This window comes from Sodalis sp. RH24, from assembly GCF_047324145.1.
Taxonomy (GTDB): Bacteria; Pseudomonadota; Gammaproteobacteria; order Enterobacterales; family Enterobacteriaceae; genus Acerihabitans.
In genome coordinates this window covers 3,756,171-3,782,728 of record NZ_CP178729.1, presented here as the reverse complement: position 1 = coordinate 3,782,728, position 26,558 = coordinate 3,756,171, and the positions used below count along the sequence as shown (strand labels likewise).

The window sequence follows — 26,558 nt, the reverse complement described above, 5'->3', positions numbered from 1 at the left end:
CCTTTCTTTTACGCATTTGATCAATAAGAAACAACATGCCAGCCTCCATCGCACCAGCCATCGAACCCAATGCGCCATCCGTCCCGGTAAACTCCCGGGGTAAAGTGATTGTGGCGTCGTTAATCGGTACCGCCATCGAATTTTTCGACTTCTATATTTACGCTACCGCGGCGGTCATCGTTTTCCCGCATATTTTCTTTCCGCAGGGCGATGCTACCGCCGCCACGCTGCAATCGCTGGCGACGTTCGCGCTGGCCTTCGTCGCCCGGCCCATCGGCTCCGCCCTGTTCGGGCATTTTGGCGATCGCGTCGGACGCAAGGTGACGCTGGTGGCCTCGCTGCTGACCATGGGTATTTCCACCGTGCTCATCGGCCTGCTGCCGGGTTACCAAACCATCGGCATCGCGGCGCCGATACTGCTGGCGGTGGCCCGTTTCGGCCAGGGCCTGGGGCTGGGCGGCGAATGGGGCGGCGCGGCGCTGCTGGCCACGGAAAACGCGCCGGCGCATAAGCGCGCGCTGTACGGCTCGTTCCCGCAACTGGGGGCGCCCATCGGCTTCTTTTTCGCCAACGCCATGTTTTTAGCCCTGTCCTGGCTACTGACCGACGAGCAGTTCCTGAGCTGGGGCTGGCGTGTGCCTTTTATCCTGTCGGCGGTACTGGTGCTGATCGGCCTATATGTGCGCGTCTCGCTGCACGAAACGCCGGTATTCGCTAAGATAGCCCTGGCCAAGGCGCAGGTGCGCATGCCCATCGGCACGCTGTTTAGCAAGCATCTGAAAGCCACCGTGCTCGGCACCTTTATCATGGTGGCGACCTATACGCTGTTTTATATCATGACCGTCTATTCGCTGACCTACGGCACGACCCCCAAGCCGATTGGCCTGGGGATCCCCCGCAATGATTTTCTGCTGATGCTGATGGTCGGGGTCATCGGTTTCGGGCTGCTGGTGCCGGTGTCGGGCCAGCTGGCCGACAGCTTCGGCCGCCGGCGGACCATGATCACCGTAACCCTGATTATCATCCTGTTCGCGCTGGTTTTCCCGTCCATGCTTGGCTCGGGCAATATCTGGCTGGTAATGGCGTTCCTGCTGTGCGGTTTTACCGTTATGGGCCTCACCTTCGGGCCCATGGGCGCGCTGCTGCCCGAGCTGTTCCCCACCGAGGTGCGTTATACCGGCGCGTCGTTCTCCTATAACGTTTCCTCGATTATCGGGGCTTCGGTCGCGCCCTATATCGCCACCTGGCTGACCGCCAATTATGGTCTGTTCTATGTCGGCATCTACCTGGCCTCAATGGCGACCCTGACGCTGCTGGCGCTGCTGGCCACGCACGAGACTCGGCATCGGTCATTGTAGCTGTTAAAATAAGCGCGCCGGCAGTCAGGGGCCATCCCCCGGCCGGCTGGAGAATGACGGGCCGGATCCCCAGTGGTGCGGCCCGTTTTTTTTGATCATGCGAAAATAATGAGGGCTGTAATGAATATGCGGCGTAACCGATATTTCCTGCCGATACTGTTGCTGGTTATCGCGGCCCTTGGCGCCGGCGTCTATTACAGCCGCTTGCCCGGCGGCAACCCCGATGCGCTGTGGAAGATCGTCAGCCAGAAATGCGTACCCGGACAGCAAAAAACCGGACAGCCGGCGCCTTGTGCGCAAGTCAACCTGGCGGCGGGGTACGTGATACTTAAGGACCTGAACGGCCCCCTGCAGTATTTGTTGATGCCGACCGAAAAAATAACCGGTATGGAAAGCCCGCAGTTGTTACAGCCCCAGACCCCCAACTTCTTTTATGACGCCTGGCGGGCGCGGCACTATCTCGCCGAAAAACGCGGTGCCCCAATCCCGGACAGCGCCCTCTCCCTGGCGATTAATTCCGCCTCGGGCCGCACGCAGAACCAGTTGCATATCCATATCTCCTGCCTGCGTCCCGATGTGCGGCGCCGGCTTGACGGCGAAGCCGCCGCCCTCGGCAATGCCTGGCGCCCCCTGGGCGAACCGCTGATGGGGCATCCGTACCTGGCAATGCACGTTACCACCGCCGAACTGGCGGCGCAGAGCCCGTTTCTGATGCTGGCGCGCGGGGTGCCGGACGCGGCGGATAACATGGGGCATTTTACGCTGGCCCTGGTGCCGCTGGCCGACGGCGGCTTCGCGCTGCTGGCCGGCGAGCGCAACCTGCTGCGCGGTAATCTGGCTTCCAGCGAGGAGATCCAGGATCACAACTGCGCCATCCTGCGCTAAGCGGCCATGTCCGGGTCGCCCTTGGCGGGATTTTCGCGTACGGCTTGCGGGGGAGGTTTATGTTGCCGCGGCGAGGGTTTCGCTGATGCTTGCGGGTAGGGTTTATGTTGCCGCGGCGGGATTTTCGCGTACGGCTTGCGGGTGGGGTTTATGTTGCCGCGGCGGGATTTTCGCGTACGGCTTGCGGGTGAGGTTTATGTTGCCGCGGCGAGGGTTTTCGCGTACGGCTTGCGGGTGGGGTTTATGTTGCCGCGGCGAGGGTTTCGCTTGCCATGCGTTAGGTTGTTTTATGCAGTGCCGGGTGCCGGCAAGCGACAAAGAGGCCGTACCGCGACGGCCTCCTTGACCTCCGCGCGTCCGGCAGATCGTGCGCCGCTGCGCGGTGCCCGGCATCACCCATCCCGGCTTTTGGACCGCCCGGCATGCGTTCCAGACGCAAGCCGGGCTTTCGCCGCTCCCGGCGGCTCATCCAGCCGTGACGTGCGCCGCCGGCGCACTCTATGCCGGCACCACGTCAACACCATCGCCTGCCAGCAAAACAGCGTTTTGGGGTTCTTAGCGGTATGCGCTTACCGGGAAAGGTCTCAGTATTCATTTTACGCTAATGTTTACAGGCTGATGGCTAATGGCTGGAAGCGTAATGCTTAATGTTAAAACTCAAAACTCAAAATTGAATGATGAATGTCATATGGCATAACTGCATGACTGCATGACTGCATGACTGATAAGTCTCTTTCGGTATGCCTGCTTTTCGCTATGTCAGCGGCATTCCAGACCCGTTGCATTCTGTAATGGTTAACCGTATCCCGGCGCCAGACCTTATCCCAAGCATCAGCGCCGCTGTTGTTTCATAATATGCGGTGCGAACCGCGACATAGGGACCGGCATAAAGCGCGCTGACGGCGCCTGTGACCCCGGCATGAGCCGCCGGGAGCGGCGAAAGGCCCGGTAGCGCCGGGAGCGCATACCGGGCCGGTGCATCACGGGGGCACGGGCGGCGGAAGGCATCGCGCAGCGACGCGCGATCTGCCGGGCGCGCGGAGGTCAAGGAGGCCGTCGCGCTACGGCCTCTTTGTCGCTTGCCGGCACCCGGCAATACATAAAGCAACCCGACGCATGGCAAGCGAAACCTTCGCCACGGCGACATAAATCGCCCCGCACACGACAAGCGAAACCTTCGCCATGGCGACATAAATCGCCCCGCACACGACAAGCGAAACCTCCGCCACGGCGACATAAATCGCCCCGCACACGACAAGCGAAACCTCGCCACGGCGACATAAATCGCCCCGCACACGACAAGCGAAACCTTCACCATGGCGACATAAATCGCCCCGCACACGACAAGCGAAACCTCCGCCATGGCGACATAAATCGCCCCGCACACGACAAGCGAAACCTCCGCCATGGCGACATAAATCGCCCCGCACACGACAAGCGAAACCTTCGCCACGGCGACATAAATCGCCCCGCACACGACAAGCGAAACCTCCGCCATGGCGACATAAATCGCCCCGCACACGACAAGCGAAACCTCCGCCACGGCGACATAAATCGCCTCGCACACGACAAGCGAAACCTCCGCCACGGCGACATAAATCGCCCCGCACACGACAAGCGAAACTCACACCGCGGCGACATAAATCGCCCCGCCAGCCGCAAACGAAGCCCCTAACGAGGCGACATAAACAGCGCGACATTTACTTCCCGGGGCGGCCAATATTGCCGGACCGCATCAGCCCCATCACGCATCAGGACCGCGATCGCAAAATCTCCACTCGGCATATTAAAGGGAGAGCGTGCCGCCCTGTTATTTTTTGTTTTTCATTTCCTGCAAAATCGGACCGCACTGATTCTCTTCACCGCCGCTGGGCGAAATCAACGCCAGCAGCGCCGCCGCCGGCGCCAGAACCGCGCCAAGCGCCACCGCCGCCGCCCCGCGCGCAATCAGCGGGCCGGGTTTTACCCCGGCGTCGGGGTTCTTAAAGGTGCCGCGCACATACAACGGCGAGCGCAATGTCACGATACGCATCCCTTTACTGTCCGGATTGATGGATAAATCCAGCCGTTCGCTGGAAAAATTAGTCGTGCCGGCAATATTAATGACCGCATTCTCCGTATCAAACACAAACAAGCGCGGCGTAGCCAACCCGTTACGCACCCCCAGGTCCGCCGCCGCGCAGTTAATCTTCACCTGTTCGTCGCCAAACAGTTTGCCGACCACATAGTTACCCACGTTCAGGCCGGCGATTTCCATCAGATTACGGCTGATAACGCCGTCGTTCATCAGAATACGCACATCGCCATTGGCGCTGCCCAACAGCGCGGCCACGGAATTACCGGTGCCGGTAAACTGTGCATCGCCGTTCAACTGCCCCATGCTGCTGCGCATGGCTTCCACGTCGGGGAACAACGCCTTAAGCTGCAGTCCGCGCGCGTGCAAATCCGCCCGGCCCCGCATCGGCGTCTTGTTGCCCTCAAGCTTAATGGTGGAATTCAGGTTGCCGCGCGCCATGCCAAAACGCAGCGGGTCAAGCAGCAGCACGCCGTCATCTAGCTTAACGTGGGTATAAAGATCGCTGATTGGCAGGTTTTTGCCGTGTTCGATGCGCTTGCCAGTGAATTTCACATCCGCGTCCATGGTATCCCACTTGGCGGTATCGAATTTATCGTAGGGCAGCACCTTATCCGCCGGCTGTACCGACTGGGTTTTGGCTTTCTGCTTACCGCTTTCCGTGCCGGAATCTGCGCCGATAAGCGGCCCCAAATCGGCAAAGCGCAGTTCATTCGACACCACTTCCCCGGTCAGGGAAGGTCGCGGTTTACCCTGCACGAACTCCAGCGTGCCGTGGATATCGCTTGAGCCGATTTTGCCGTTAAATTTCTCATAGCGATAATGCCCGGCCTCCTTGCCCTGGAAATGGGCAATCAGGTGCCCGTCCGTTGAATACGGCGGTGAATCCGGCAATACGACACCGGTCAGGGCATGCAGATCCCCCAGGTTATCGCCCGCCAGCCGCAGCCGCAAATCCAGGCCGCCCAGGTTCATCGGATCTTCCAGCGTCCCCTGGATAGCGACCCGGGTCGCGCCGGAGCGCACGTCCGCCTGCAAAGGGAAGGGCCGGCTGGCGCTGCGCAGCGCCAGCATGCCGCCGATTTTACCGTCGCCGCTCAGGGGCTCGTTGTTATATTTCCCCGTCACCTTCCAGCCGAAGATATAGTCGTCGGTACGCCGCGCCGCGCCGCTGCCATCCGGATTGACGGCGGTATCGTCCTTGGCCGTTTTTTCATCGCCGCCGGACTTGGCCGCGGTATCGGCCTTGGCCGTTTTTTCATCACCACTGGACTTGGCCGCTGTATCGGCCTTGGCCGTTTTTTCATCACCACTGGACTTGGCCGCGGTATCGGCCTTGGCCGTTTTTTCATCACCACTGGACTTGGCGGCGGTATCGGCCTTAGCCGTTTTATCATCACCGCCGGATTTGGCCGAGGTATCATCGGCCTTGGCCGTTTTGTCGCCGCCCGCGCTGGAAGCGTCGCCCCGGGTGGTATTATCCTTGGTGCTGGCGCCGGCCAGCTCCGCGTAAGGGATAGGCTTGCCCAGCGGATTGACCGTCATATGAATGTCGGCCTTGGTTATCGGGTCGAGAAAGTCAATTTTCCCCTGGTCAAAGGCAATATCGTCCACCTTGAATGACCAGGCGGAAGGCGGCGTGTCCTGCTGCGGCTGATCGCTGTTGGCCAGGTTAAAGGTCCAGTTGTTCTTACCGTTGGCCAAACGCTTTAACGCGGCGTCGGGGCTGAAAAGAGTAATGCGCGGGAGGTAGATCTCCTTATGCAGCAACGCCAGCGGCGACAGACTGGCCTCCACCCGTTTCAGCCGGGCGGTATAATCGCCGGGCACGTCGGGCGGGTTGCCGAGTACCACGTCTTCCGCATGCAGATGCGGCCAGGGGATCCATGCCCGCCATCCCGCCTCGTCCCGCTGGCGCGACCACTGTACGCCCAGGTCGCCGTTAATGGCGAAGGGCCGGTGCAGCTCGGCGGTAACCTTTTCATTGATCGTGGGCTTCAGGCGATTCAGGTCGTAGATGGCGATAAAAATAACGATGGCAATCAATACCACCACTAAGAATAATACAATGCCTAAGATCGCCTTTTTCGTCCGGGTCATGGTGATAACATTCCTCATTAAACGGCCTTATGTCATTAATCATAGTTGAGGATTTCGGACCTGAGGCAGGATAATGATTGAATTTGTTACTGAAAATAGTGATTATCCCTGAACAAGGGCCCCCGCAGGGCGCGATCTAAGTCATGAAAAATTAAAACAACGTTTCAGTGCTATTGACGGCGGCGACCAATCTAGTGAGACTAAGTGCGTTAACCCCTTTCTATTCACTTTATTCATACAGGCTCGCAGTAAATGACAACCAAAAACATTGCCGTTATCGGCGAATGCATGATTGAACTGTCCGAAAAAGGCACCGATGTTAAACGCGGGTTTGGCGGCGATACGCTCAATACCTCGGTGTATATTGCGCGGCTGGTCACATCGGGCGAGCTGGACGTACATTACGTCACCGCGCTCGGCACCGACACCTTCAGTGAAGACATGATCGGCGCATGGCGGCAGGAAGGGGTGAAAACCGATCTTATCCAGCGCCTGGATAACCGTTTGCCGGGCTTATATTATATCGAGACCGACGCCACCGGCGAGCGCACCTTCTATTACTGGCGTAATGAAGCCGCCGCGCGCTACTGGCTGGAAAGCGCGGATTCAGAGCGTATCTGCCGGGAGCTGGCGGGTTTTGATTATCTTTATTTGAGCGGCATCAGCATCGCCATCCTCAGCGCCGAAAGCCGCCAGCGCCTGCTGGCGCTGCTGAAAACCTGCCGGGATAACGGCGGCAAGGTCATCTTTGACAATAACTATCGTCCGCGCCTGTGGGCGAGCAGGGAAGAAACCCAAAGCGCATATCGGGATATCCTCACCCACACCGATATCGCCTTCCTGACCCTGGACGATGAAGATATGCTGTGGGGCAAACAGCCGGTGGACGAGGTCATTAAGCGCACCCGCGGCTGGGGCGTGCAGGAAATTGTCATCAAACGCGGCGCCGAGTCCTGTCTGGTAACGACCCGGGAAGGGGAACTGCTGGACGTGCCGGCGATCAAACTGCCGAAGGACAAGGTGGTCGATACCACCGCCGCGGGCGACTCGTTCAGCGCCGGCTATCTGGCGGTGCGCCTGACCGGCGGCGACGCGGTCTCTGCGGCCAAATGCGGCCACCTGACCGCCAGCACGGTGATCCAATATCGCGGCGCCATCATTCCACGCGACGCAATGCCCGCAATACCTGCATAAGCCCATGATGCGTGAGGCGGCGAATGCCCTTTCCTGGCTATCGCCGCCATCATGCCCGCCGTTATTGCGTTGAAACCAGCCCCGCCCAGCCCGCATCAAGACGGCGGCGGGATATCCGTGACTTCCGGTTTGCTCTCATCGACGGCTGCCGGCTGCGGTCCCGGCGCCATGATATGCTCGTAGGTTTCCTGCAGCGCCTTCATATTCATTTCCGGCTCGCCCTTGGGCTGCATCAGCACCAGCGTGGCGTTTTGCGATAGCTGCGAGCGCAACTCTTCATTAAGCATCTGCAGCGTCAGCTTGGACAAAAACGCGTTGCGCAGCTTCTGGTACTGCTCCGGCGCGATATCCACCACGTCATTTTGCTGTGAACGCAGACGCTGGCTCATTAATATGTCGGTATCGGTACGGGCGTAAGTGGCGAACAGCGTGCCCAGCTCGCCGGTCTTGCGCGCCATAAGCGCGTCGAACTCCGCCTTGCTCAGGCCGTTATTGCGCAGGTTCGCCAGCTCATGGGAAACGAAGGTCAACGCGGCCGCCAGGTTGTCCATGGCGGTGTCCATATGCACGGCGCACTGGGAGCGCTGGTAATGCACGTTACAATCGAAACGCAGGTTGGTCTGCTTCAGGTTGCTGTCTTGCATGGCCTGCTGGACATGCCAGAACAGCGCCTCGCGGGCCAGATCGCTGCGCCAGTAGCGATCCAGGGAGCGCGAATCGCGGATAGGCTGCCAGGGAGTATCCCATACCAGCTTCAGGCTATCTTCTTTGGCGTCCTCGCTCATCAGGCTGACCGGCTGCGCCACCAGCGGCGACAGCGCCGGCAGGGTGGAAGGCGTATCACGCTTGCCCTTCAGCGATGAGAACGTTTTGACGATCTGCTCGTTCAGCCCGCGATTGTCGACGTTGCCCACCACATACAGCGTCATGGCGTCCGGCGTATACCAGCGCTGATAGAATTGCTGCAACTGCTGGCCGCTCACCGGCGCGGCCGCCTGCCGGCTCGGATCGTGGGCCAGCAAGACCGACCCTTTAAGGCGGTAATGCCACCAGGGGCTGCCGGCATTGGCGGGGGCGGTCGCCACCGGATCGGCCCCTTCCAGGGCGGCATGCAGCGTGGTGGGATTAATGGTTAAATGGCCGCCGGTGTTCATCATCCATTTCAGCGCCTCTTTCAACAGCTCGGGGCGGCCGTTGGGCAGGCTCAGGCTGTAAAGCGTGTAATCGTAGGAGATGACGGCCGGAGGCTGCGGACGTTCGCGGTCCACGCCCTGTTGCCAGAGTGATTTCAGCTGCGCGGAGGAAAAGTTTTCACTGTGTGTCAACGCCAGGCGCGGAAGCAGGCGCGCAAAACCGGTCTGCTGCGCGTTTTCAGCCAGCGAACCGGTATTCACCATTAAGCGTAATTCAATACGATCGTTCGGCCGTTGCGGTGTTGCCAACACTTGCCAGGAGAAGCCATTACTGAGTTTACCCTGTTGCCAGGCGGGATCGGGTTGTAATGCTTCTGCCTGAACATTGCCACCCACCGTCGCCAGTAACACTCCACTCATGAAAAGACGAATTCCGGTGCCCTGCATGTGAACCCCTACTCAATAACTGCCTATTAAAATATGTAATCTCACTCAGACGGTTTACCGTGCGTTCCATCGATTAGTACTTTTTCCGTCGGAAAAAAGCGTGGCGCAAAGTGTACCATGTTGTTAGACCGCAGACCTTTGCGGATGTCACGGCACGGCATAAAATAGTACCGCCTGGGGTATAAACGAGATAAAAATAGGCGTAACAGGGCATTACCGGCCGTATCGCCATGCATCGGCCGGTAAAAGGGGGGCAAAAACAGCAGGAAATGATCAGGTTCCGGAGGCGGCCGTTTTCGTGGGTTTAAGCACCGCGTTCAGCTGTTTTTCATCCAGTTGATCACACCACTTGGCCACGACGATAGTGGCGACGCCATTGCCCACCAGGTTGGTCAGCGCGCGGGCCTCGGACATAAACCGGTCAATGCCGAGGATAAGCGCCAGCCCGGCCACCGGCAGGTGCCCGACCGCCGACAGGGTCGCGGCCAGGACGATAAAGCCGCTGCCGGTGACGCCCGCCGCCCCCTTGCTTGACAGCAGCAATACCACCAGCAGGGTCACCTGATGGATGATGTCCATATGGCTATTGGTGGCCTGGGCGATAAACACCGCCGCCATGGTCAGGTAGATGGACGTGCCATCAAGGTTAAAGGAATAGCCGGTGGGGATCACCAGGCCCACCACCGATTTTTCGCAGCCGGCGCGCTCCATTTTATCAAGCATGCGCGGCAGCGCCGACTCGGAAGAAGAGGTGCCGAGCACAATCAGCAGTTCTTCTTTGATATAGTTGATAAAACGGAAGATATTAAAGCCGGTGACCCGCGCAATCAGCCCCAGCACCACCACCACGAACAGGATGCAGGTCAGATAGAAACAGGCGATAAGCTGCCCCAGCTGTATCAGCGACCCCAGGCCATACTTGCCGATGGTAAAGGCCATGGCCCCGAATGCGCCAATCGGCGCCAGGCGCATGATCATATTGATAATGCCGAAAATCACCTTGGCGAAGCTGTCGATAACGTTAAAAATCACCTGGCCCTTTTCGCCCAGGCGGTGGAGGGCGAAACCGAACAACACCGCGAACAGAAGCACCTGCAGGATATTGCCGCTGGCGAAAGCGCCGATTACGCTCGCCGGGATGATATCCATCAGAAACGCCACCAGTCCCTGCTGCTCGGCCTGCTGCGCATAGATAGCCACCGCCTTGGCATCCAGGGTGGCCGGATCGATATTCATGCCGGCGCCCGGTTGCACCACGTTAACGATAATCAGGCCGATAATCAGCGCTATGGTGCTGACGATCTCAAAATACAGCAGCGCCACCGCCCCGGTGCGGCCCACCTCTTTCAGGCTTTCCATGCCCGCGATACCGGTGACCACGGTACAAAAGATAACCGGTGCAATGATCATCTTGATCAATTTAACAAAACCATCGCCCAGGGGTTTCATGTCCGCGCCCAGTTCCGGATAGAAATGCCCGAGCAGGATCCCTGCCGCAATGGCCACCAGGACCTGAAGATAAAGGCTTTTAAACGGGTTGAATGTCATACGCCAACCTTATTCATTAGTTATACGCGTTTAAGTGGGTTGAATATGTAGCAAGGATATTAATGATTTGATAATGAATTACATATCTCGAAATACCAATACACCACCGCGCGGGGGTTGTCGGCAGGCAACGGAGAGAAATTAGAATTGAAACGCTTCAGTTGGACTTTAGAAACTATAGTAACCGGCCATGGGAAGCGGCACACGGCCGCACCGGCGATCAAACGGCGGCGAGATGCAGGAAACGCTGCTCGAAATCCTCCTGGGGCAGAGGCTCGGAAAACAGGTAGCCCTGTCCCCAGCTGATGTTATGATCCAGCAGGCATTGCAGCTGCGCCTGGGTTTCCACGCCTTCAGCGATAACCGGCAGCGACAGCACCTCGGCAATGGCGCTGACAATACGCAGCATCACCAAATCCTCCGGCAGTTTTTCGATAAAACTCCGGTCGATTTTCAGCAAATCAATGGGCAGGTTGCGCAACCGGTCCAGATAATAAAGGCTGGAGTAGCCCATGCCGAAGTCATCCAGCGCAATCAAAATCCCCAGCTCGCGCATTTGCCGCAGCAGGCCGAGGGAGTGCTCGAATTCAGTAATGCGCGCGGTCTCGGTGATTTCCAGCACCAGTTGTGCGGGCGCGATCTCGTAGCGGGCCAGCAGCACTTTGAGAAACGGCACCAGATTGGATTCCTGCAGTTGTTTGGCCGAGAGGTTCACCGCCAGCTGGAGATGGATACCGCGTTTACGCCATTGCGCCAGAATGCGGCAGGAGGCTTCCAAGACCCAGTTGCCCAGCGGCACCATCGCGCCGATTTCTTCGGCGCCGCTGATGAAATCCGACGGCAGCGAGTAGCTGCCGTCATCCTGGCGCCAGCGCAGCAAGACCTCCGCGCCAATCAGCCGCCGGTCGCGAATATCCACCTGCGGCTGGAAGAACAGTGCGCAGCGTTCCTGCTCTATGCCTTCCAGGATGGTGCTTTCCAGCGTCATGCGCCGGTGAACCATGGCGGTGAGCTTGGGCTCGAAGAATAAGATCTGGTTTTTGCCGTTGTCATGGGCCAGCATCATGGCGGACGTGGCGCGCCGCAGCAGTTGATGCGCGGACTCGTCGTTGCGCAGCCTCAGGGCAATGCCGATGCTGGCGGCGGGACGCAGCGACAGGCTACCGATGGCCAGGGGGGCATTAATGCTTTTCATGATGCCCTGCGCCAGCTGCATTCCTTCGTAAGCGTTCTGGATTCCGTGATCGAACAACGCGAATTCATTGTGATTGAGCTGGCCGAGAAAACGATGATCGTTAAGGTGCCGCTTAAGCTGCCGGGTCAGCGTCATCAGCAGGATGCCCCGTTGCGCCTCGGTAAGAATGCCGGTGGCTTCCTGTAGCGTGCTGATACTGATGACCAGCAGGCAATATTGCTGCATATCCCGGCACAGGGCCATGCGCGAATCCAGCATGGCGGTAAACAGGTTTTTATTCGGCAGCGCGGTCTCGGCATGGCGGGTCGACAGCCGGTTAAGATCGTCGAACATGCCGGCCAGTATCTGCTGGTTGCGATTATAGCTGCGCACCAGCACGCCAAGCTCGTCGTCGCGGTGCATATCCGGCAGCGAAAGCTGGTGGCGGGGAATGTCCTGCGCCGGCAGCGTTTCCAGACTGCGGGCGATTTCACGCAGGGGATGGACCATCAGGCGGTTAATACACCAGGTGATCGCAATCGTCAGCACCAGCGCCAGCAGGAGATAGGTGGACATCATGGTGGAAAACGCGCTGGCGATAAACTGGTACAACCGGTAGGAGTCGGCTTGCAATACCAGCGACGCCAGGGCCCGTGGATGCGAAGGCCGCGGAAGCGCGTACAGCGGCACCGAGATTTCCACCGGCAGCCGGAACAGGCGCTCTATCAGCGCCGGCACCGGCCGCTCCGGCGGAAAATCCGCGTGCAGCACCTGGAAATCATCCGGCAGCACCACATCCGCCCGGCTCAGGATGCCCACCGGCTTCAGGGTGGCGAGAATCCGCTCGGCCTGCGGCACGTCTCCCTTTAATACCGCGCTGGATAAAGGCTGACGCACCGACATGGCTATATTTTGCAGCTGCTGGGCGTAATCCTCACGGCGCTGCTGCACAAAATGGAACAGCTGGATCACAATGAAAATGCAAATAGTCACCAGCGCCACGCCTGACACCGTAGCCATTTGTTTAATCGTTAATGAACGTCTGATCCGCAAACTGTTCTCCAAGGCGTTTTTCAGCTCGACCCGTTACGCTCCCTAACCCGGCGGACGGTTACCCGGCTCACCCCGGCCCCGGCCATGACGAAGGACAGCGCATATTTTCGCGATTCGGGCAGCAAAAGTTGCCGGGCGGGCCGCAGAGCGATTTTGTGCATACTAATATATACTATCTCACGCCGGGTTTTATTTTTTAAAACAGGCATTTCGTCTCTTTAACGCTTATCGGCGACACTCGGTTATAATGACGACGTTTTACCTAGGAATATTCTGATTCATGGCGGTCCTGGCGCGCGCCGGTGGGGTAGATAGGGCATTAATCCCCGCGCATCCCTGACGTTGCGGCGCTGGCGTGAAGAACAACAGCTGTGTAAAATGCAATCAGCGCCTTACATCAGTTTTGTTGCAGTTTGAAATGCCATTATTTTAACAAGACATTACGTTTTCTTTATAATTTTTCGCAGGCATCACGAATGGGATAGCATGAGCAGAGGATAATGGCATTTCCCAGGCTATCGCTTTTATTCATAGCCGCCCCATGCCGGCGTTGAAGATTTACATTTTCACTGCTTCGGCACTCAAGACGGGACTATAATTTTACCGCAGCTCAATGTGTTTCATTTGATTTAACTTTGTAAAAAATTGAAACTTGTATTAGTTTGTCTTGAGGACCTTCTCATTCATTTCATTGTGCCAGGCTCGAGGCCCATTACCATCCCTAACATAACCCGCGGGCGCCGTCTTGTTCATAAGATAATGCGGTCCGCAGAGTGGTCGCGCAAATTTATCCGGTGAGGTAGGAATGAATAATTACGATGATATTAAGCGGTTTAAAGAAAAACTCAATATGGAAGGCATTGATTATAAAGAAATCGCTGAAAGCAATCCTAATATTACCGCGCATAACTGGGCGATTATAAAACAAGTGGCCACGGCCGATGAACCTTTTCATCCCCTGGAGCAGGGGCGCCCCACACAGCCCACCCCCGCTCCCGTCTCGGATAAAGAATTCAGCGCATCGCCGCTGGGGCAACCGCTGGCGGCCCAGCAGCCGCGCGCGGGCGGAAATATTAATCGGGACATTGGCGCCATAAACGCCCACTATCAGCCGCAGGCCTCAACAGCGGCGGAGTCTTTTGCTTCCCCCCTGATGAGCGCGGTCGGCAAGGCGCTGCCGGCGATAGGCCCCGTGGCGCCCGTCGCCACGCCCCAGGACGGCAATGCGCCCGCGGGCGCCGCGTTTCTTAACGCCATACAGCAGGAATTTGCCGCTCCGCCCGCCGCCGTGCCCACGCGGTCACAGGAACCCGCCGCGGCATCGCCCTTCGACGCCGGGCAACATGGCCGCCCCGCCGCGGCATCGCCTTTCGACGCCGGGCAACACGGCCGCCCCGCCGCGGCATCGCTTTTCGACGCCGGGCAACACGGCCGCCCCGCCGCGGCATCGCTCTTTGACGCAGCGCGGCATGACCAACCCGCCCGGACGTCTTCTACGGCGGCGTCATCGGTCCGGGCGCCGGCCAATGCCGCCGGTACCATGCGCTTTAATAGTCTGTTTAACCGGAAATCCCAGTCATCGGCAATGCCGTCGGGTCGGGATACGCCCCTTTCACTTCTTTTAGAGAATATTGCGTTATGCCGTTAGTCTGTGTCTGTTCGCCGAAGGGCGGCGTGGGTAAAACAACCGTCAGCGCCAATCTTGCCTACGCCCTGGCCCGCAGCGGCAGCAAGGTGCTGGTTATCGATTTCGATGTGCAAAACGCGCTGCGGCTGCATTTCGGCGTACCGATTTCCGATACCCGCGGCTACGTGGCACAGGCCACCACCGCCGTGGACTGGAGTCAGTTTATCCTGAAAGCCGACGCCAATCTGTTTGTCCTGCCCTATGGCGAGGTGGAGGAAGAACAGCGTCTGGCGTTTGAAAACGCCATCAGCCGCGATCCGCATTTCCTGCTGCGCGGATTAAACACGGTATTAAATTACCCCGGCCTGGTGGTCATCGCCGATTTTCCTCCCGGCCCGGTGGCGGCGTTAAAAGCCGTGCAACCCTTCGCGGATATGCACATTGTGGTCATGCTGGCGGATACCGCCTCGCTTTCCTTATTACCGCAAATGGAAAACCACAAATTCCTCGGCGCGCCGATGAATAACCGCCTTGGGGAATATTATGTGGTTAATCAAAGCGATATGCGCCGCAACTTAAGCCGCGACGTATCGCAGTTTTTTGAACAGCGTCTGGGCGACCGGTTATTAGGCACCATACACCGCGATGAGTGCGTACCCGAAGCCAACGCGTCGCAGCGTTCAATCATTGAATTCAGCCCGGTGTCCGCCGCCGCGTTCGATATAGAACTCATCAGCAAAAAAGTCGCCGCCATTGTCGGCGTGAAAGTGGGCGATGGCGAGTTTTATGCCATGCCTAATCACGGCATCAAATAATAAGCACAGGAACAGGCATGAATAAGTTTCTATTTTCTATACTGCTTTTACTGTTACTGCCTGTTGCCGTGCTTATCATCATCACGCCGATGGACAGCGACAAACAATACATCTTCGGCCTGTTCAGTATCGGACTGATGTTGCTGCTGGGCGTAAGTAAAAGCCATTTAATCAGCGTCATCATGATAGTGATGTCTTTTTTGATGTCCACCCGCTATATCTATTGGCGCGCTACCGAAACGCTGCACTTTAATTCGGTGATTGAAGCGGTATTGGGGATCGGCCTGTTTATTGCCGAAATGTATGCCTGGGTTATCCTGGTGCTGGGTTACCTGCAAACCACCTGGCCGTTAAAGCGCAAAATTGAACCTATGCCGGACGACCCGGCCACCTGGCCGACGGTGGATGTCTACGTCCCGTCCTATAACGAGAGCCTGGACGTGGTGCGTGATACCGTCCTTGCGGCGCAGTGTATCGACTACCCGCGCGACAAGATGAAAATCTATATTCTGGACGACGGTAAACGCAATGAATTCGCGGTGTTTGCCGCCGATGCCGGGGTGGGTTATATCACCCGTAACGATAATAAGCATGCCAAGGCCGGCAACCTTAACCATGCGATGACCGTGACCAAAGGCGAGTTTATCTGCGTATTCGACTGCGATCATGTCGCCACCCGTGGTTTCCTGCAGGCCACCGTGGGCAGCTTTTTGATTGACGATCGCCTGGCGCTGATCCAAACGCCCCACCACTTCTATTCTCCCGATCCGTTCGAGCGCAACCTGTCGGCGGCGCGCGATATCCCCAACGAAGGCGCGCTGTTCTACGGGCCGGTGCAGCAAGGCAACGATAACTGGAACGCCACCTTTTTTTGCGGGTCCTGTGCGGTGATCCGGCGCAGCGCGCTGGAAGAAATCGGCGGATTCGCGGTGGAAACCGTCACCGAGGACGCCCATACCGCGCTGAAGCTGCAGCGGCTGGGCTGGAACTCCGCCTTTCTGTCCATTCCGCTGGCGGCGGGTCTTGCCACCGAGCGCCTGGGGCTGCATGTTATCCAGCGTACCCGCTGGGCGCGGGGCATGACCCAGATTTTTCGTCTGGACAATCCGTTATTCGGCCGCGGCCTCAAGTGGCAACAGCGTTTGTGTTATCTCAACGCCATGCTGCATTTCCAATACGGCCTGCCGCGCGTGGCGTTCCTGACCGCGCCGCTGGCGTATTTATTGTTTAACCAAAATATTATCGCCTCTTCCGCCAGCGCCATATTTGCCTATGTTTTGCCGCATTTGTTCCTGGCCATCTATATCAATTCCCGCATGAACGGGCGTTTCCGCTATACCTTCTGGGGTGAAATTTACGAAACGACCATGGCGTTCCATTTGATTATCCCCACCCTGCTGACCCTGATTTCCCCCCGGCACGGTAAGTTTAACGTCACCGATAAAGGCGGGTTACTGGATGTCGGCTTCTTTGATTTCCATATCGTCAAACCGCATCTGATCGTGGCGGTGCTTCTGGGCATGGGTATTGCCGCCGGGGTAGTGCGCGCGATCATGCATGACTATTTTAACGTCGATCCCCGGGTGATTTTGCTCAATATCGTCTGGGCGTCCCTGAGCGTCATCATTTTGCTGGCGGCGATTGCGGTGGCCAAGGAAACGCGCCAGATCCGCAAGACTATCCGTATCGATGTCAGCATCCCGGCCATTATCCACTACGCCAGCGGTATTTCGGTGCGCACCGAAACCCTGGACCTCTCCATGGGCGGGATGAAGCTGGTAACCCCCGACGACCGCTATCAAACCGATCGCATCGAGGAAGTGGAACTGCGGCTGCAGTCCGGCGCGGTCTGTATCCCGGTCAGCCTGATTGGCGCCGACGCCAGCGTTATTCGCCTGATGTTTGAAGCGATGCCGCTGGAAAAACGACGTGAGCTGGTGCGCGTGGTGCTGGCACGCGCGGATGCCTGGATTGTGCCGCCCTATCCGAAAGATCGGCCGCTGCACTCATTTGCCAGCATTGTCCGCTGCGTCTTCGAGCTCTTTTACAACACCTGGAAAGAGCGCGGCCAAAAAAGAAAGAATGCCAAGTCCGCAGGACCTGGCGAAGCGACCTAAGCTCACGCGGAAAAAATTGCATGCCATTTCGTATCAGGAAGATAGCCCATTGTGTATTACTGATCGCCGCCTTGGGCGGCCTCGGCGCCACGGCATGCGTCGGGGCGGCCTTTGCCGCCGATCCGCAGGCCGCGCCGGTTTATCACCTGCCGCCGCTTCCGGCGGCGCAGGATACTGACGGCGCGGGCGCCCAGTCCGCTGACGATACGCGCCAATCCCCGGCCGCCGACCCGGCGGCAACCGGCGCCGGCGCGCCGGCCGATGGCAGCGCGCCACCAACCGCAAGCGCCGTCGGCACACCTGCCGGCGGCCTGCCGATGGATTTTCCCCCGCCGGTAATAAGCGTAGCGCCGCAGGCCGCCGCGCCGGGCCAGGGCGTCGATAGCCAACTGGCGCAGGTGACCCCCCTCAACGATGACACTATCAGTGTTGCCGGCATGGGCCAGCCGAACGGCCTCACGCTGAGCGGCGGCCAGCTCCAGTCCGGCATTGTGTTTACCCTGCCCCGCGATCAGGTGGCGACCACCGCCCGGCTATACCTGGCGCTGAAAGTCTCCCCGGCCCTGGCCGCGCGGGACACCAGCCTGCGCCTGATGCTCAATGGCCAGGAACTGGGCAATGTGGCGCTTAGCCAGGCCAGCGCCACGGATAATGTCTATGAGCTGGATATTCCGGCGGCAATGATCGTCAGTAACAACAACCTTAGCTTTAGCGTGAATGACGACAATACCCTGACGTGCGAGCGGGATCTGTCGGATAAATATTGGGTGACCGTCCTGCCCACCAGCCATTTGCAGTTGAGCAGCCAGATACTGGATATCGGCCGCGACTTAAGCCATTTCCCGCGCCCGTTTTACGATCCGCTGTCGATGAAGGGCTCGTCGGTGGCGTTTATCTTCGGCCAGACGGTCAAATCCGACGCGGTGGCGGCCGCCAGCATGCTGGCGTCCTATTTTGGCCTGCTGTCCAGCTACCGTAATATGGAATTCCCGGTGCACCTGAACGAGCTGCCGGCGCAAAACGGCATCCTGTTCGGCCAGCCCGGCGATAAAATCGCCGATATCACCCTGCCGCAGGTAACCGGCCCCACGCTGCAGATGATCGATAATCCGCTCAATCCGGTGTATAAGCTGTTGCTGGTGGTGGGGCGCAACGGTAATGAAATGCGCCAGGCCGCCTATCGCCTGATTTCGTCGCCGCTGCCGGCCAGGCAGGATGTCATCCAGGTGCAGAACCAGACTATCCCGTTACGCCAGCCCTACGACGCGCCGCGCTGGATTGACACCACCAAGCCGGTCTATCTGAAGGATCTGGCGCAAAACCCGGAATCGCTGACCGCCAACGGCCTGTATCACGACGGCATACGCATCGGCTTTCGCGCCGCCCCGGATCTGTTTATGTGGGATGGCGATTTCATCCCGGTAAAAATTGATTACCGCTTTCCGACCGAAAACTGGATAGACGAAGATTCGTCGCAATTGAGCATTACGCTTAACGGCACCTTCCTGCACAGTTTACCGGTCAATAAGCACGGGCTGGTGGAAACCGCCTGGCGCAAGCTGGGCGGCGATACCCGCCAGGAAACCTTTACCCTGCAGCTGGCGCCTTATCTGATTTACGGCGATAACCAAATGGAATTTTATTTCGCCCTGAAGCCTAAGGCCGACGCGCCCTGCAGCCTGCTGACCAGCAATAATATCAAAAGCCGCATCGACCCGGACTCAACCATCGACCTGAGCCGGACGCACCATTTTACGCTATTGCCCAACCTGTCCTATTACGTCGGCGCGTCATTTCCCTTTAGCCGGCTGGCGGATTTCTCCCAAACGGTGATGCTGCTGCCCGCCAAACCGGAGGCCGGTGAAATCGCCACGCTGCTGGCGATGGCCGCCCGCGCCGGCAATGCCACCGGCATCGCCCTCAATCATGTGGATGTACGCCTGGGCCTGCAAGACCATGCCGCCGGCGGCATTCCCCTGGCGGATAAGGATATCCTCGCCTTCGCCTCGCTTAAACAGACCGATCTGGTGCGCGATTTGCTGGCCGGTTCGCCGTATGAAATGCGCAACGGCCTGCTGTCGGTCAAGGAAGAAACGCTTACCGCCCGCCTGAAAGGCTATTTTACCGGGCGTTTTTTCCGTCAGGGCGTGGAAGCGGACCGTTATCTGGCCTCCACCGACGCCTGGCGGGGATTCCTGAGTTTCGCCTCGCCCTGGGCCGGCAAACGGGTAGTGGTACTGGCCACGGCCACCGACAGCGATCAGTTGTCGCATATTAACGCTGATTTACAGGTACCGGCCATTAATGCCGGCGTTCGCGGCGATATAGCGGTGATCAATGCGGAAAACGGCGTAAAAAGTTTTACCGTGGGCAGCCAGTTCCCCAGCGGGGAGATGCCCTGGTACATGATGATAATCTGGTACGCCAATCAGCATATTATTTTCCTTTCCTTAAGCGGCCTGGTGTTCGCGGTACTGATAGGAAGTTGTATTTACGTTCTGCTGGCGCGGCATGCGGCTAAACGCCTGGCCAATAGCGCGAACAAATAACCGTATCGATAAGATGCGTTGCCTGACTGGGCCATATGGGTAAAAGAAAATGAAACGGCAAATAAAAAAAGACTTAAAAACGCTGTATGTCGCCGGCCTGGCGGGCCTGTCGCTGTTTTCCGCCCTGGCGCAGGCAGCGGATAATAGCCCGGCCATTAACGCGTTGCTGCAGCAGGCAGCCTATTGGCACGAAAAAGCCCATAACGATTTGGCCCAGGAATCGTTACAGAAAATCCTGGCGGTGGATGAAAATAACGCCGATGCCCTGTATCTGCTCTCGCTCTACGCGTTACGCGACGGACAAAAGGCCGAGGCCCAAAAATGGCGCCAGCGGCTGGTCAAGGCCTCGCCAGGCGACGCGCGCCTGCAGAACCTCGACAGCGCCAGCGTACTGCAAACCATCTCGCCGACCCAATTAGCCAATGCGCGCCAACTGGCGGCGCAGGGCAACACGGCGCGCGCCATCGAAAGCTACCGCACCCTGTTCCAGGGCAACCAGCCGCTGGACAGCCTGGCGGTAGAGTATTACGAAACCCTGGCAGGCGTTCCGGCCTCGCGCCCGGACGCTATCGCCGGCCTGCGCAGCCGCGTCAGCCAGCAGCCGTCCGATACGGCCGCCAGGATGGCGCTGGGCAGGATCCTGACCTATGACGAAAACACCCGTCGCGAAGGCGTCGGGCTGCTGGCGCCGATGGCGGCCAATAACAAGGCGGCGGACAACGCCCTGCGCCAGGCGCTCATCTGGATGGCGCCGCAGCCCGGGGATAAAACCGTCTATGACGATTATATGCAACGCCACCCCAGCGACGGCGCGGTATTACGCCATTTTCAGGAAAGCGTGGGCGGCGCTGAAAAGGGACAGGGCTATTCAGCCCTGAACAGCGGCGATCTTACGGCGGCGCGCAGCCGGTTCGAGGCGGTGCTGACCACCAACCCCAACGACGGCGACGCCTTGGCCGGGCTGGGTTATATCGCTATGCGCGGCGGTGATTTCAGCGCGGCGGAAAACTACCTTAACCAGGCAATGAAGCAAGGCGGTCCGAACAGCGCCCAATGGGCGGCGCTGGCCAAGGACGCGCATTTTTACGGCGAACTGAACAAAGCCAAAGGCGCCGTCTCGTCCGGCGACCTGAACGCGGCGCTGGCGCTCAGCGAGCCGCTGGCGCAGGCGGAAGGCAGCAAAGGCGTCTCGGCGGAGCTGTTCCGCGCCGACGTCTTGCGCCGCAGGGGCGACCTGGCCGGCGCGGAGCAAGCCTATCGCACCGCGCTGTCGAGCGATCCGCAGAATACCGATACCAAGCTGGGACTCTACTATACCCTGCGCCAGGCCAATAAGACCGCCGACGCGCAGCAGGTGCTGGAAACAATACCGGCGGATAAGCGCCCGCAGGTGGCGGCGGGCGGCGTCAACGTCGAGCCGTTGCGCCGCCAGGCCGCGCAGGCAATGCAAGCCAACGATCCGCAGCGGGCATTGAATTTGCTGCAGCAGGCGCTGGAAAAACAACCGTCCAATATCTGGGTGCGCCTGGATATGGCGCGCATCCTGCAAAAGCAGGGAGACAGCGCGCAGGCCCAGGCCTTGATGGCCGCCGCCGGCCAGCGCGGCGCGCCGGCGGACAACCTTTACGCCGCCGCCCTGTTCGCCAGCGAAACTCAGCGCTGGGCCGCCGCGGCGCAGCTGCTGGCCTATATTCCCGACAGCCGGCGCAACCGCGCCATGCGCGATCTGGCCGTGCGGGTAAACTTTAACCAGCAGATGGCGGGCGCCGAACGTTATATCCAGGAGGGCAACCGCACGGCGGCGTTAAACACCTTGCGCGCCCTGGCGCAAACGCCACCCGCCGCGCCGGCAGATGTGGGCAAACTGGCGCAGGATCTGATGACCCTGGGCGACAGCGCCGCCGCGGTGGCGCTGGTACGTAATAATATGCGCGCCGGCGTTAACGGCAATGCCGGTGATTATGCGGCCCAGGTCGGCGTGCTCAACCAGGCCGGCCTGACCGCGGAGGCGGAGGCCTGGATGAATAATCCGCGCATCGTGGCCAGCAGCACGCCGGCCGAACTGAGCCGCATTCGCCAGGGCTCGGTGATTAACCAGGCGGATGAACTGCGCGAACGCGGACAATACGCGGCGGCCTACGATAAGCTCATCGTGGCGATGCAAAGCGATCCGCAAAACGTCGATCTGATGCTGGCCATGGCGCGTCTTTACCAGTCCGGCAAAATGAACGAACAGGCGGCGCGGGTCTATGATTATGTGCTGGTGCGCGAACCGCAAAACGAAGGCGCCCGCGAAGGCGCCGCCAACGCGGCCCTGGCCCAGGGCGATATCGCCCGCGCCAAACGGCTGGTGGCCGGCATGCAGGGACCGCGTTCGGTAGATCGCATGGTGCTCGAGGCGCGCATTGCGGAAGCGGCGGGGGATCATGAGCAGGCCATCGCCCTGCTGCGCTCCGCCAAAGGCCGGGTCATCGGCCTGAATACCGCCGGCCCCGGCGGCGCGCCGGTTGTCGGTGGGCTGGAAACCGCCGACAATCCCTTCGTTAATAAAACCGTGGCCGCGGCCGCGCCGCGCACCGCTTCCGCCTACGGCACCATATTGCCGTGGCAGCGCTCCGATAGCCCGGCGCCGCTGCCGCTGACCGGCTTGACGCTGGCAACCGCCAGCGCCGAAACGCCGGAAGACCGTACGCTTAAACAAATCAATCAGTTGCTTGATCAGGAACAGCAAAAAACCGCCACCTGGGTGGAAGGCGATGTGGGGATCCGCAGCCGCGACGGCGAAAGCGGCCTGAGCGGCCTGACGGAAATCAAGGCGCCGCTGGTGCTCTCCGGCGTGCCGTTCGACAGCTCGCGGCTGAAACTATCGGTCACGCCGGTTTCGTTAAATTCCGGCTCCACCAGCGGCACGGTCAGCAACCGTTTCGGCACCGGCGCGCTGCAGCAGGGACGCATGGTAGAAAACGCCACCAATAACGCCACCGCCGCCGCCGGCGCCACCACGTCGACCACCACCACGTCCACCACCACCAACTCCGACGGCACCCAGAGCAGCACCACCACCACCACGTCCTCGACCGCGGATGCCGCCTCCACCGTCAATCCCGGCGATTACGCCGCCGATTCCTCCGGTTCGCAGCAGGCCTCCGGCGTGGAGGTCAACCTGGCGCTCAGCGGCGACAGCTACAAGGCCGATGTCGGCACCACGCCTCTGGGCGAGGATCTGAGCTCGCTGGTGGGCGGTCTTCAATGGTCCCCCAGCCTGACCACCTTCAGTAAGCTTATCTTTACCGCCGAACGGCGCGCGGTCACCGACAGCCTGCTTTCCTACGTGGGCACGCGGGATAAGATTAGCGGTAAAAAATGGGGGCAGGTCACCAAAAACGGCGGCGGCGTCCAGTACTCCTACGACGACGGCGACGCGGGCCTGTATGCCGGCGTCGGTGGTTACAGTTACCAGGGCGACAATATTCCCGGCAATACCGGCATCACCTCATCGGCGGGATTTTATGTCCGCCCGCTACGCGAGGACCATAGCGAGGTGAAGACCGGTATTAACATTACCTTTATGGATTATGATAAAAACCTCAGCTATTACAGCTACGGCCAGGGAGGCTATTTCAGTCCGCAAAACTATATCAGCGTCTCGCTGCCGGTGGATTACACCCAAAAATATGACGACTGGGACCTGACGCTGGGCGGCTCGGTGGGCTATCAGTCCTATTCACAGGATAAAAGCGCCTACTATCCGAATAATCCGGCGCTGCAAACCGCCCTGGAATCACTGGTGGCCGGCGGATATGTCGATTCGGCCTATTACGACGCCCGTAATGAAAACGGCGTCAGCTATAATGTGCACGCCAACGGCAGCTATAAAATCAATCCCAATATGTCCGTGGGCGGGCAGGTGGGCTACGACACCTTTGGCGACTACTCCGAGAGCACCGCGCTGGTGTACTTTAAATATTTATTGGGTGGTAAATAAGTATGCAGGATATATCTGACGCAACGTCCGAGCTGGTTTACTTCCGCCGGCGGCAATATCAGCCCGGCTGGCAGGATCTGCTCGATATCATGATCTCCGGCATCGCCGCCAATGCCGGCGACGAAGATCGCCGCCAGTTCCTTAACCTGATGGGTAGCCAACTGGCCGGGCGCTTTCCTTTACCCCATGCCGAAACGGTCGGGGATCTGGAAGATGGCTTTAACCGGCTCTGGTCGGAATTCAATTGGGGCTTTGTGCGGCTGCAGCCGGGTGAAACCCATCTCACGTTGATACATCATGCCGTTCCTCCCGCGGCTACGGGCGCTGAGCCGGAGGAGTGGACCGCCGGGCTGGCGGCGATCCTGGAAGGCGCCTATGCTGAATGGATATTAGCCCAGGGCGGACAGCCTCATGTCGCGCTGCGTTGGCAGCAGGACAGCGCGGAAGGCATAATGACTTTTAGTTATCAAAACACTATTTAAGGGATTGAAGCGTTATGAAATTTGCCCGCCATTTGCCGCTGCTGCTCGCTATGTTTTTCGCCCTGCTGACGGGCGCGGCGCAGGCCGACAGCGCCGGCTGGCAACATTATAAAAGCCGCTATATGCTGCCGGAAGGCCGCATTATCGATACCGGCAACCACAATGTCAGCCATACCGAGGGGCAGGGCTACGCCATGCTGCTGGCGGTAAACTATAACGACCGCGCCGCCTTCGATACCCTGTTGAATTGGACCAACCAGCATCTGTACCGTAAAGACATCGGCCTGTACTCCTGGCGCTACGATCCCGCCGCTACCCCGCCGGTGGCCGACATCAACAATGCCTCCGACGGCGACACCCTGATCGCCTGGGCGCTGCTCCAGGCCGGGGACAAGTGGAAACTGCCGAACTATACCGCGGCGTCGAACGCGCTGCAGGCGGCGATAATCAAACACAATGTGATTAAGTTCGCCGGCTTCAACCTGCTGTTGCCGGGGGCGTCGGGCTTTAACCAGACCAGCTCGGTGACGCTCAATCCGTCATACTTTATCTTCCCCGCCTGGCAGGCGTTTTACCAGGCCGGCCATTTGAAGATCTGGAACGATTTAACCGCCGATTCCCTTAAAATCCTGGGGCTGATGCGCTTTGGCGACCCCCGGCTGCCCACCGATTGGGTCACCCTGCGGGCGGATGGCTCCTTGACGCCTTCCGATCGCTGGCCGTCGCGCTTTAGCTTTGACGCGGTGCGCATACCGCTGTATATCAACTGGGCGCAGCGCAACAGCCTGGCGCTTGGGCCGTACGTCGCCTACTGGCGCCAGTTCGACCGGCTGGCCACTCCCGCCTGGGTCGATGTGCTGACCGGCGCCAAGGCCGATTTCATGCTATCGCCGGGCATGCTGGCCATTCGTGACGCCATCATGGGCAACGGCGCGCAGGTCAATGACAATATCCAGCCGCAGGAAGACTACTATTCCGCCAGCCTGCGGATGCTGACGTACTGGTCGCTGAAATAATTACCCGAACTACAAGTGCAGTCGCGTGCGGCCCTCGACAGGGCCACATGCATAAAAAATGTTACCCTTTATCATCGAATTTATTCCTCTTAACATCATCATTGGTCCCCTTGAATACAGTTAACGGATTATAAGAGATTCCCCAGTCGTAATAGTCCGTTTTTTCAATCTTTTTAATTTTGTGTACGATGTAAATGCCAACGGGTAAAAGTATAATTGACATAACCACTTTATAGCACCACGTAGTAGATATGATATTAACTAATTCATAAAATGAATATTTAGATGATAAACTGATTGGATAATCGGTAATCAGCAATACCGCCTGGGCCATCATGGCGGATAAGGTATAGCGGATGATGAAAAAGCGGCCGTTGAAATACACTTTAAGCTTGGATATTAAAAAGCTATTGCAAAAATAAGATGCCGGCATCGAGACCCAGGTCGCAACGGTTACCCGCCAAAAGTCATTGTAGAGGCCATAATAGTGCTGGGAATAGGCATTCGAATCAACTTGAATAACTGCACATATATTTATTAAAAAAACATATATTGTTTGGCATAAAACCACAATCCAAACCGTACGCCCCCCTAATTTATAACCATAAACTTCCGTGGAAATAGTTGATAATAAATAAAATAATGAAAATATAATGCCGCTAGCGGTAATTCTAAAGTCGCCTAAATTAAATACCTTAAACATCAATGTGTCGCACATCACCATGATGGTAACAGTTAATCCGACAAATAATCCGTATAGCTTGTAATCTGTATTCATAAAATCCCTTTTAAAAATTATCGTCTGTTAACGTGTACATACTTGTATTGGAAAAGATCTTCATCTTTAAGGCCTTTAGACTTTTTAGTAGTGCTTTAATAGTTTTAACATTTAGAGCGAACAGGTCATAATCTTAATTTCAAAATTTCAATAAGTCATGCTTTTTTATTACTTCGTTTAATTGAATAATTTACTTTTTATACAAATTGAAAAATATAGCATA

The 26,558-nt window shown here is 58.2% G+C and carries 15 protein-coding genes; 10 read left to right on the top strand and 5 right to left on the bottom strand.

Annotation, left to right across the window (positions count from 1 at the left end; translation table 11 throughout):
* The first annotated feature begins 35 nt into the window (after positions 1 to 35).
* Positions 36 to 1,358: an MFS transporter gene (locus tag ACL2XG_RS17130; RefSeq protein ID WP_410013031.1), complete on the top strand. Its 1,323-nt coding sequence runs from the start codon at positions 36 to 38 to the stop codon at positions 1,356 to 1,358.
* 126 nt (positions 1,359 to 1,484) lie between these two features.
* Entirely contained in the window at positions 1,485 to 2,243 is a 759-nt protein-coding gene (locus tag ACL2XG_RS17125; protein ID WP_413723512.1) for a CDP-diacylglycerol diphosphatase, read from the top strand.
* Between the two features lie 1,810 nt (positions 2,244 to 4,053).
* On the opposite strand, the gene ACL2XG_RS17120 is transcribed toward ACL2XG_RS17125, so the two are convergent.
* A complete protein-coding gene (locus ACL2XG_RS17120; RefSeq protein ID WP_413721670.1) occupies positions 4,054 to 6,417 on the bottom strand; it encodes an AsmA family protein in 2,364 nt (787 codons plus the stop codon).
* Positions 6,418 to 6,669: 252 nt separating this feature from the next.
* Between ACL2XG_RS17120 and ACL2XG_RS17115 the strand changes: the two genes are divergently transcribed.
* Complete coding sequence (locus ACL2XG_RS17115; RefSeq protein WP_413721671.1) at positions 6,670 to 7,611, top strand: sugar kinase; 942 nt, start codon at positions 6,670 to 6,672, stop codon at positions 7,609 to 7,611.
* A 95-nt stretch (positions 7,612 to 7,706) separates the two neighbouring features.
* Here ACL2XG_RS17115 and ACL2XG_RS17110 read toward each other — a convergent pair whose 3' ends face one another.
* From ACL2XG_RS17110 to hmsP, 3 genes are all read right to left on the bottom strand, one after another.
* Positions 7,707 to 9,191 (bottom strand): M16 family metallopeptidase, encoded by a 1,485-nt coding sequence (locus tag ACL2XG_RS17110; RefSeq protein ID WP_413721672.1) that lies wholly within the window; start codon positions 9,189 to 9,191, stop codon positions 7,707 to 7,709.
* A 273-nt stretch (positions 9,192 to 9,464) separates the two neighbouring features.
* Positions 9,465 to 10,739, bottom strand: a complete 1,275-nt coding sequence (locus ACL2XG_RS17105) for a dicarboxylate/amino acid:cation symporter (RefSeq protein WP_410013027.1) — start codon at positions 10,737 to 10,739, stop codon at positions 9,465 to 9,467.
* A gap of 220 nt (positions 10,740 to 10,959) precedes the next feature.
* Positions 10,960 to 12,966: a biofilm formation regulator HmsP gene (gene hmsP, locus ACL2XG_RS17100; RefSeq protein WP_410013026.1), complete on the bottom strand. Its 2,007-nt coding sequence runs from the start codon at positions 12,964 to 12,966 to the stop codon at positions 10,960 to 10,962.
* A gap of 805 nt (positions 12,967 to 13,771) precedes the next feature.
* Between hmsP and ACL2XG_RS17095 the strand changes: the two genes are divergently transcribed.
* From ACL2XG_RS17095 to ACL2XG_RS17065, 7 genes are read left to right on the top strand one after another with little or no spacing between them, the layout of a single operon-like run.
* A complete protein-coding gene (locus ACL2XG_RS17095; RefSeq protein ID WP_410013025.1) occupies positions 13,772 to 14,614 on the top strand; it encodes a hypothetical protein in 843 nt (280 codons plus the stop codon).
* Positions 14,605 to 15,408 (top strand): cellulose biosynthesis protein BcsQ, encoded by an 804-nt coding sequence (gene bcsQ, locus ACL2XG_RS17090; protein WP_410013024.1) that lies wholly within the window; start codon positions 14,605 to 14,607, stop codon positions 15,406 to 15,408. The genes ACL2XG_RS17095 and bcsQ overlap by 10 nt, the downstream gene beginning before the upstream one ends.
* 17 nt (positions 15,409 to 15,425) lie before the next feature.
* The gene (gene bcsA / locus ACL2XG_RS17085) at positions 15,426 to 17,525 is read left to right on the top strand and encodes a UDP-forming cellulose synthase catalytic subunit (RefSeq protein ID WP_413721673.1); all 2,100 of its coding nucleotides are present in this window, start codon (positions 15,426 to 15,428) and stop codon (positions 17,523 to 17,525) included.
* A 20-nt stretch (positions 17,526 to 17,545) separates the two neighbouring features.
* Positions 17,546 to 20,074: a cellulose biosynthesis cyclic di-GMP-binding regulatory protein BcsB gene (gene bcsB, locus ACL2XG_RS17080; protein WP_413721674.1), complete on the top strand. Its 2,529-nt coding sequence runs from the start codon at positions 17,546 to 17,548 to the stop codon at positions 20,072 to 20,074.
* Positions 20,075 to 20,123: 49 nt separating this feature from the next.
* Positions 20,124 to 24,059, top strand: a complete 3,936-nt coding sequence (locus tag ACL2XG_RS17075) for a cellulose synthase subunit BcsC-related outer membrane protein (protein WP_413721675.1) — start codon at positions 20,124 to 20,126, stop codon at positions 24,057 to 24,059.
* A 2-nt stretch (positions 24,060 to 24,061) separates the two neighbouring features.
* Positions 24,062 to 24,541 carry a cellulose biosynthesis protein BcsD gene (gene bcsD, locus ACL2XG_RS17070; protein ID WP_410013020.1) on the top strand — a complete coding sequence of 160 codons (480 nt, stop codon included), beginning with the start codon at positions 24,062 to 24,064 and terminating at the stop codon, positions 24,539 to 24,541.
* Between the two features lie 14 nt (positions 24,542 to 24,555).
* Entirely contained in the window at positions 24,556 to 25,557 is a 1,002-nt protein-coding gene (locus ACL2XG_RS17065) for a glycosyl hydrolase family 8 (protein WP_410013019.1), read from the top strand.
* A gap of 61 nt (positions 25,558 to 25,618) precedes the next feature.
* Here ACL2XG_RS17065 and ACL2XG_RS17060 read toward each other — a convergent pair whose 3' ends face one another.
* Positions 25,619 to 26,335 (bottom strand): VUT family protein, encoded by a 717-nt coding sequence (locus ACL2XG_RS17060; RefSeq protein ID WP_410013018.1) that lies wholly within the window; start codon positions 26,333 to 26,335, stop codon positions 25,619 to 25,621.
* Between the last annotated feature and the right edge of the window lie 223 nt (positions 26,336 to 26,558).

Bases quoted from the DNA above. Each gene is read 5' to 3' on its own strand.
- ACL2XG_RS17130 (WP_410013031.1), top strand. From the start codon at position 36: ATGCCAGCCTCCATCGCACCAGCCATCGAACCCAATGCGCCATCCGTC.
- ACL2XG_RS17125 (WP_413723512.1), top strand. From the start codon at position 1,485: ATGCGGCGTAACCGATATTTCCTGCCGATACTGTTGCTGGTTATCGCG.
- ACL2XG_RS17120 (WP_413721670.1), bottom strand. From the start codon at position 6,417: ATGACCCGGACGAAAAAGGCGATCTTAGGCATTGTATTATTCTTAGTG.
- ACL2XG_RS17115 (WP_413721671.1), top strand. From the start codon at position 6,670: ATGACAACCAAAAACATTGCCGTTATCGGCGAATGCATGATTGAACTG.
- ACL2XG_RS17110 (WP_413721672.1), bottom strand. From the start codon at position 9,191: ATGCAGGGCACCGGAATTCGTCTTTTCATGAGTGGAGTGTTACTGGCG.
- ACL2XG_RS17105 (WP_410013027.1), bottom strand. From the start codon at position 10,739: ATGACATTCAACCCGTTTAAAAGCCTTTATCTTCAGGTCCTGGTGGCC.
- ACL2XG_RS17095 (WP_410013025.1), top strand. From the start codon at position 13,772: ATGAATAATTACGATGATATTAAGCGGTTTAAAGAAAAACTCAATATG.
- bcsQ (WP_410013024.1), top strand. From the start codon at position 14,605: ATGCCGTTAGTCTGTGTCTGTTCGCCGAAGGGCGGCGTGGGTAAAACA.
- bcsA (WP_413721673.1), top strand. From the start codon at position 15,426: ATGAATAAGTTTCTATTTTCTATACTGCTTTTACTGTTACTGCCTGTT.
- bcsB (WP_413721674.1), top strand. From the start codon at position 17,546: ATGCCATTTCGTATCAGGAAGATAGCCCATTGTGTATTACTGATCGCC.
- ACL2XG_RS17075 (WP_413721675.1), top strand. From the start codon at position 20,124: ATGAAACGGCAAATAAAAAAAGACTTAAAAACGCTGTATGTCGCCGGC.
- bcsD (WP_410013020.1), top strand. From the start codon at position 24,062: ATGCAGGATATATCTGACGCAACGTCCGAGCTGGTTTACTTCCGCCGG.
- ACL2XG_RS17065 (WP_410013019.1), top strand. From the start codon at position 24,556: ATGAAATTTGCCCGCCATTTGCCGCTGCTGCTCGCTATGTTTTTCGCC.
- ACL2XG_RS17060 (WP_410013018.1), bottom strand. From the start codon at position 26,335: ATGAATACAGATTACAAGCTATACGGATTATTTGTCGGATTAACTGTT.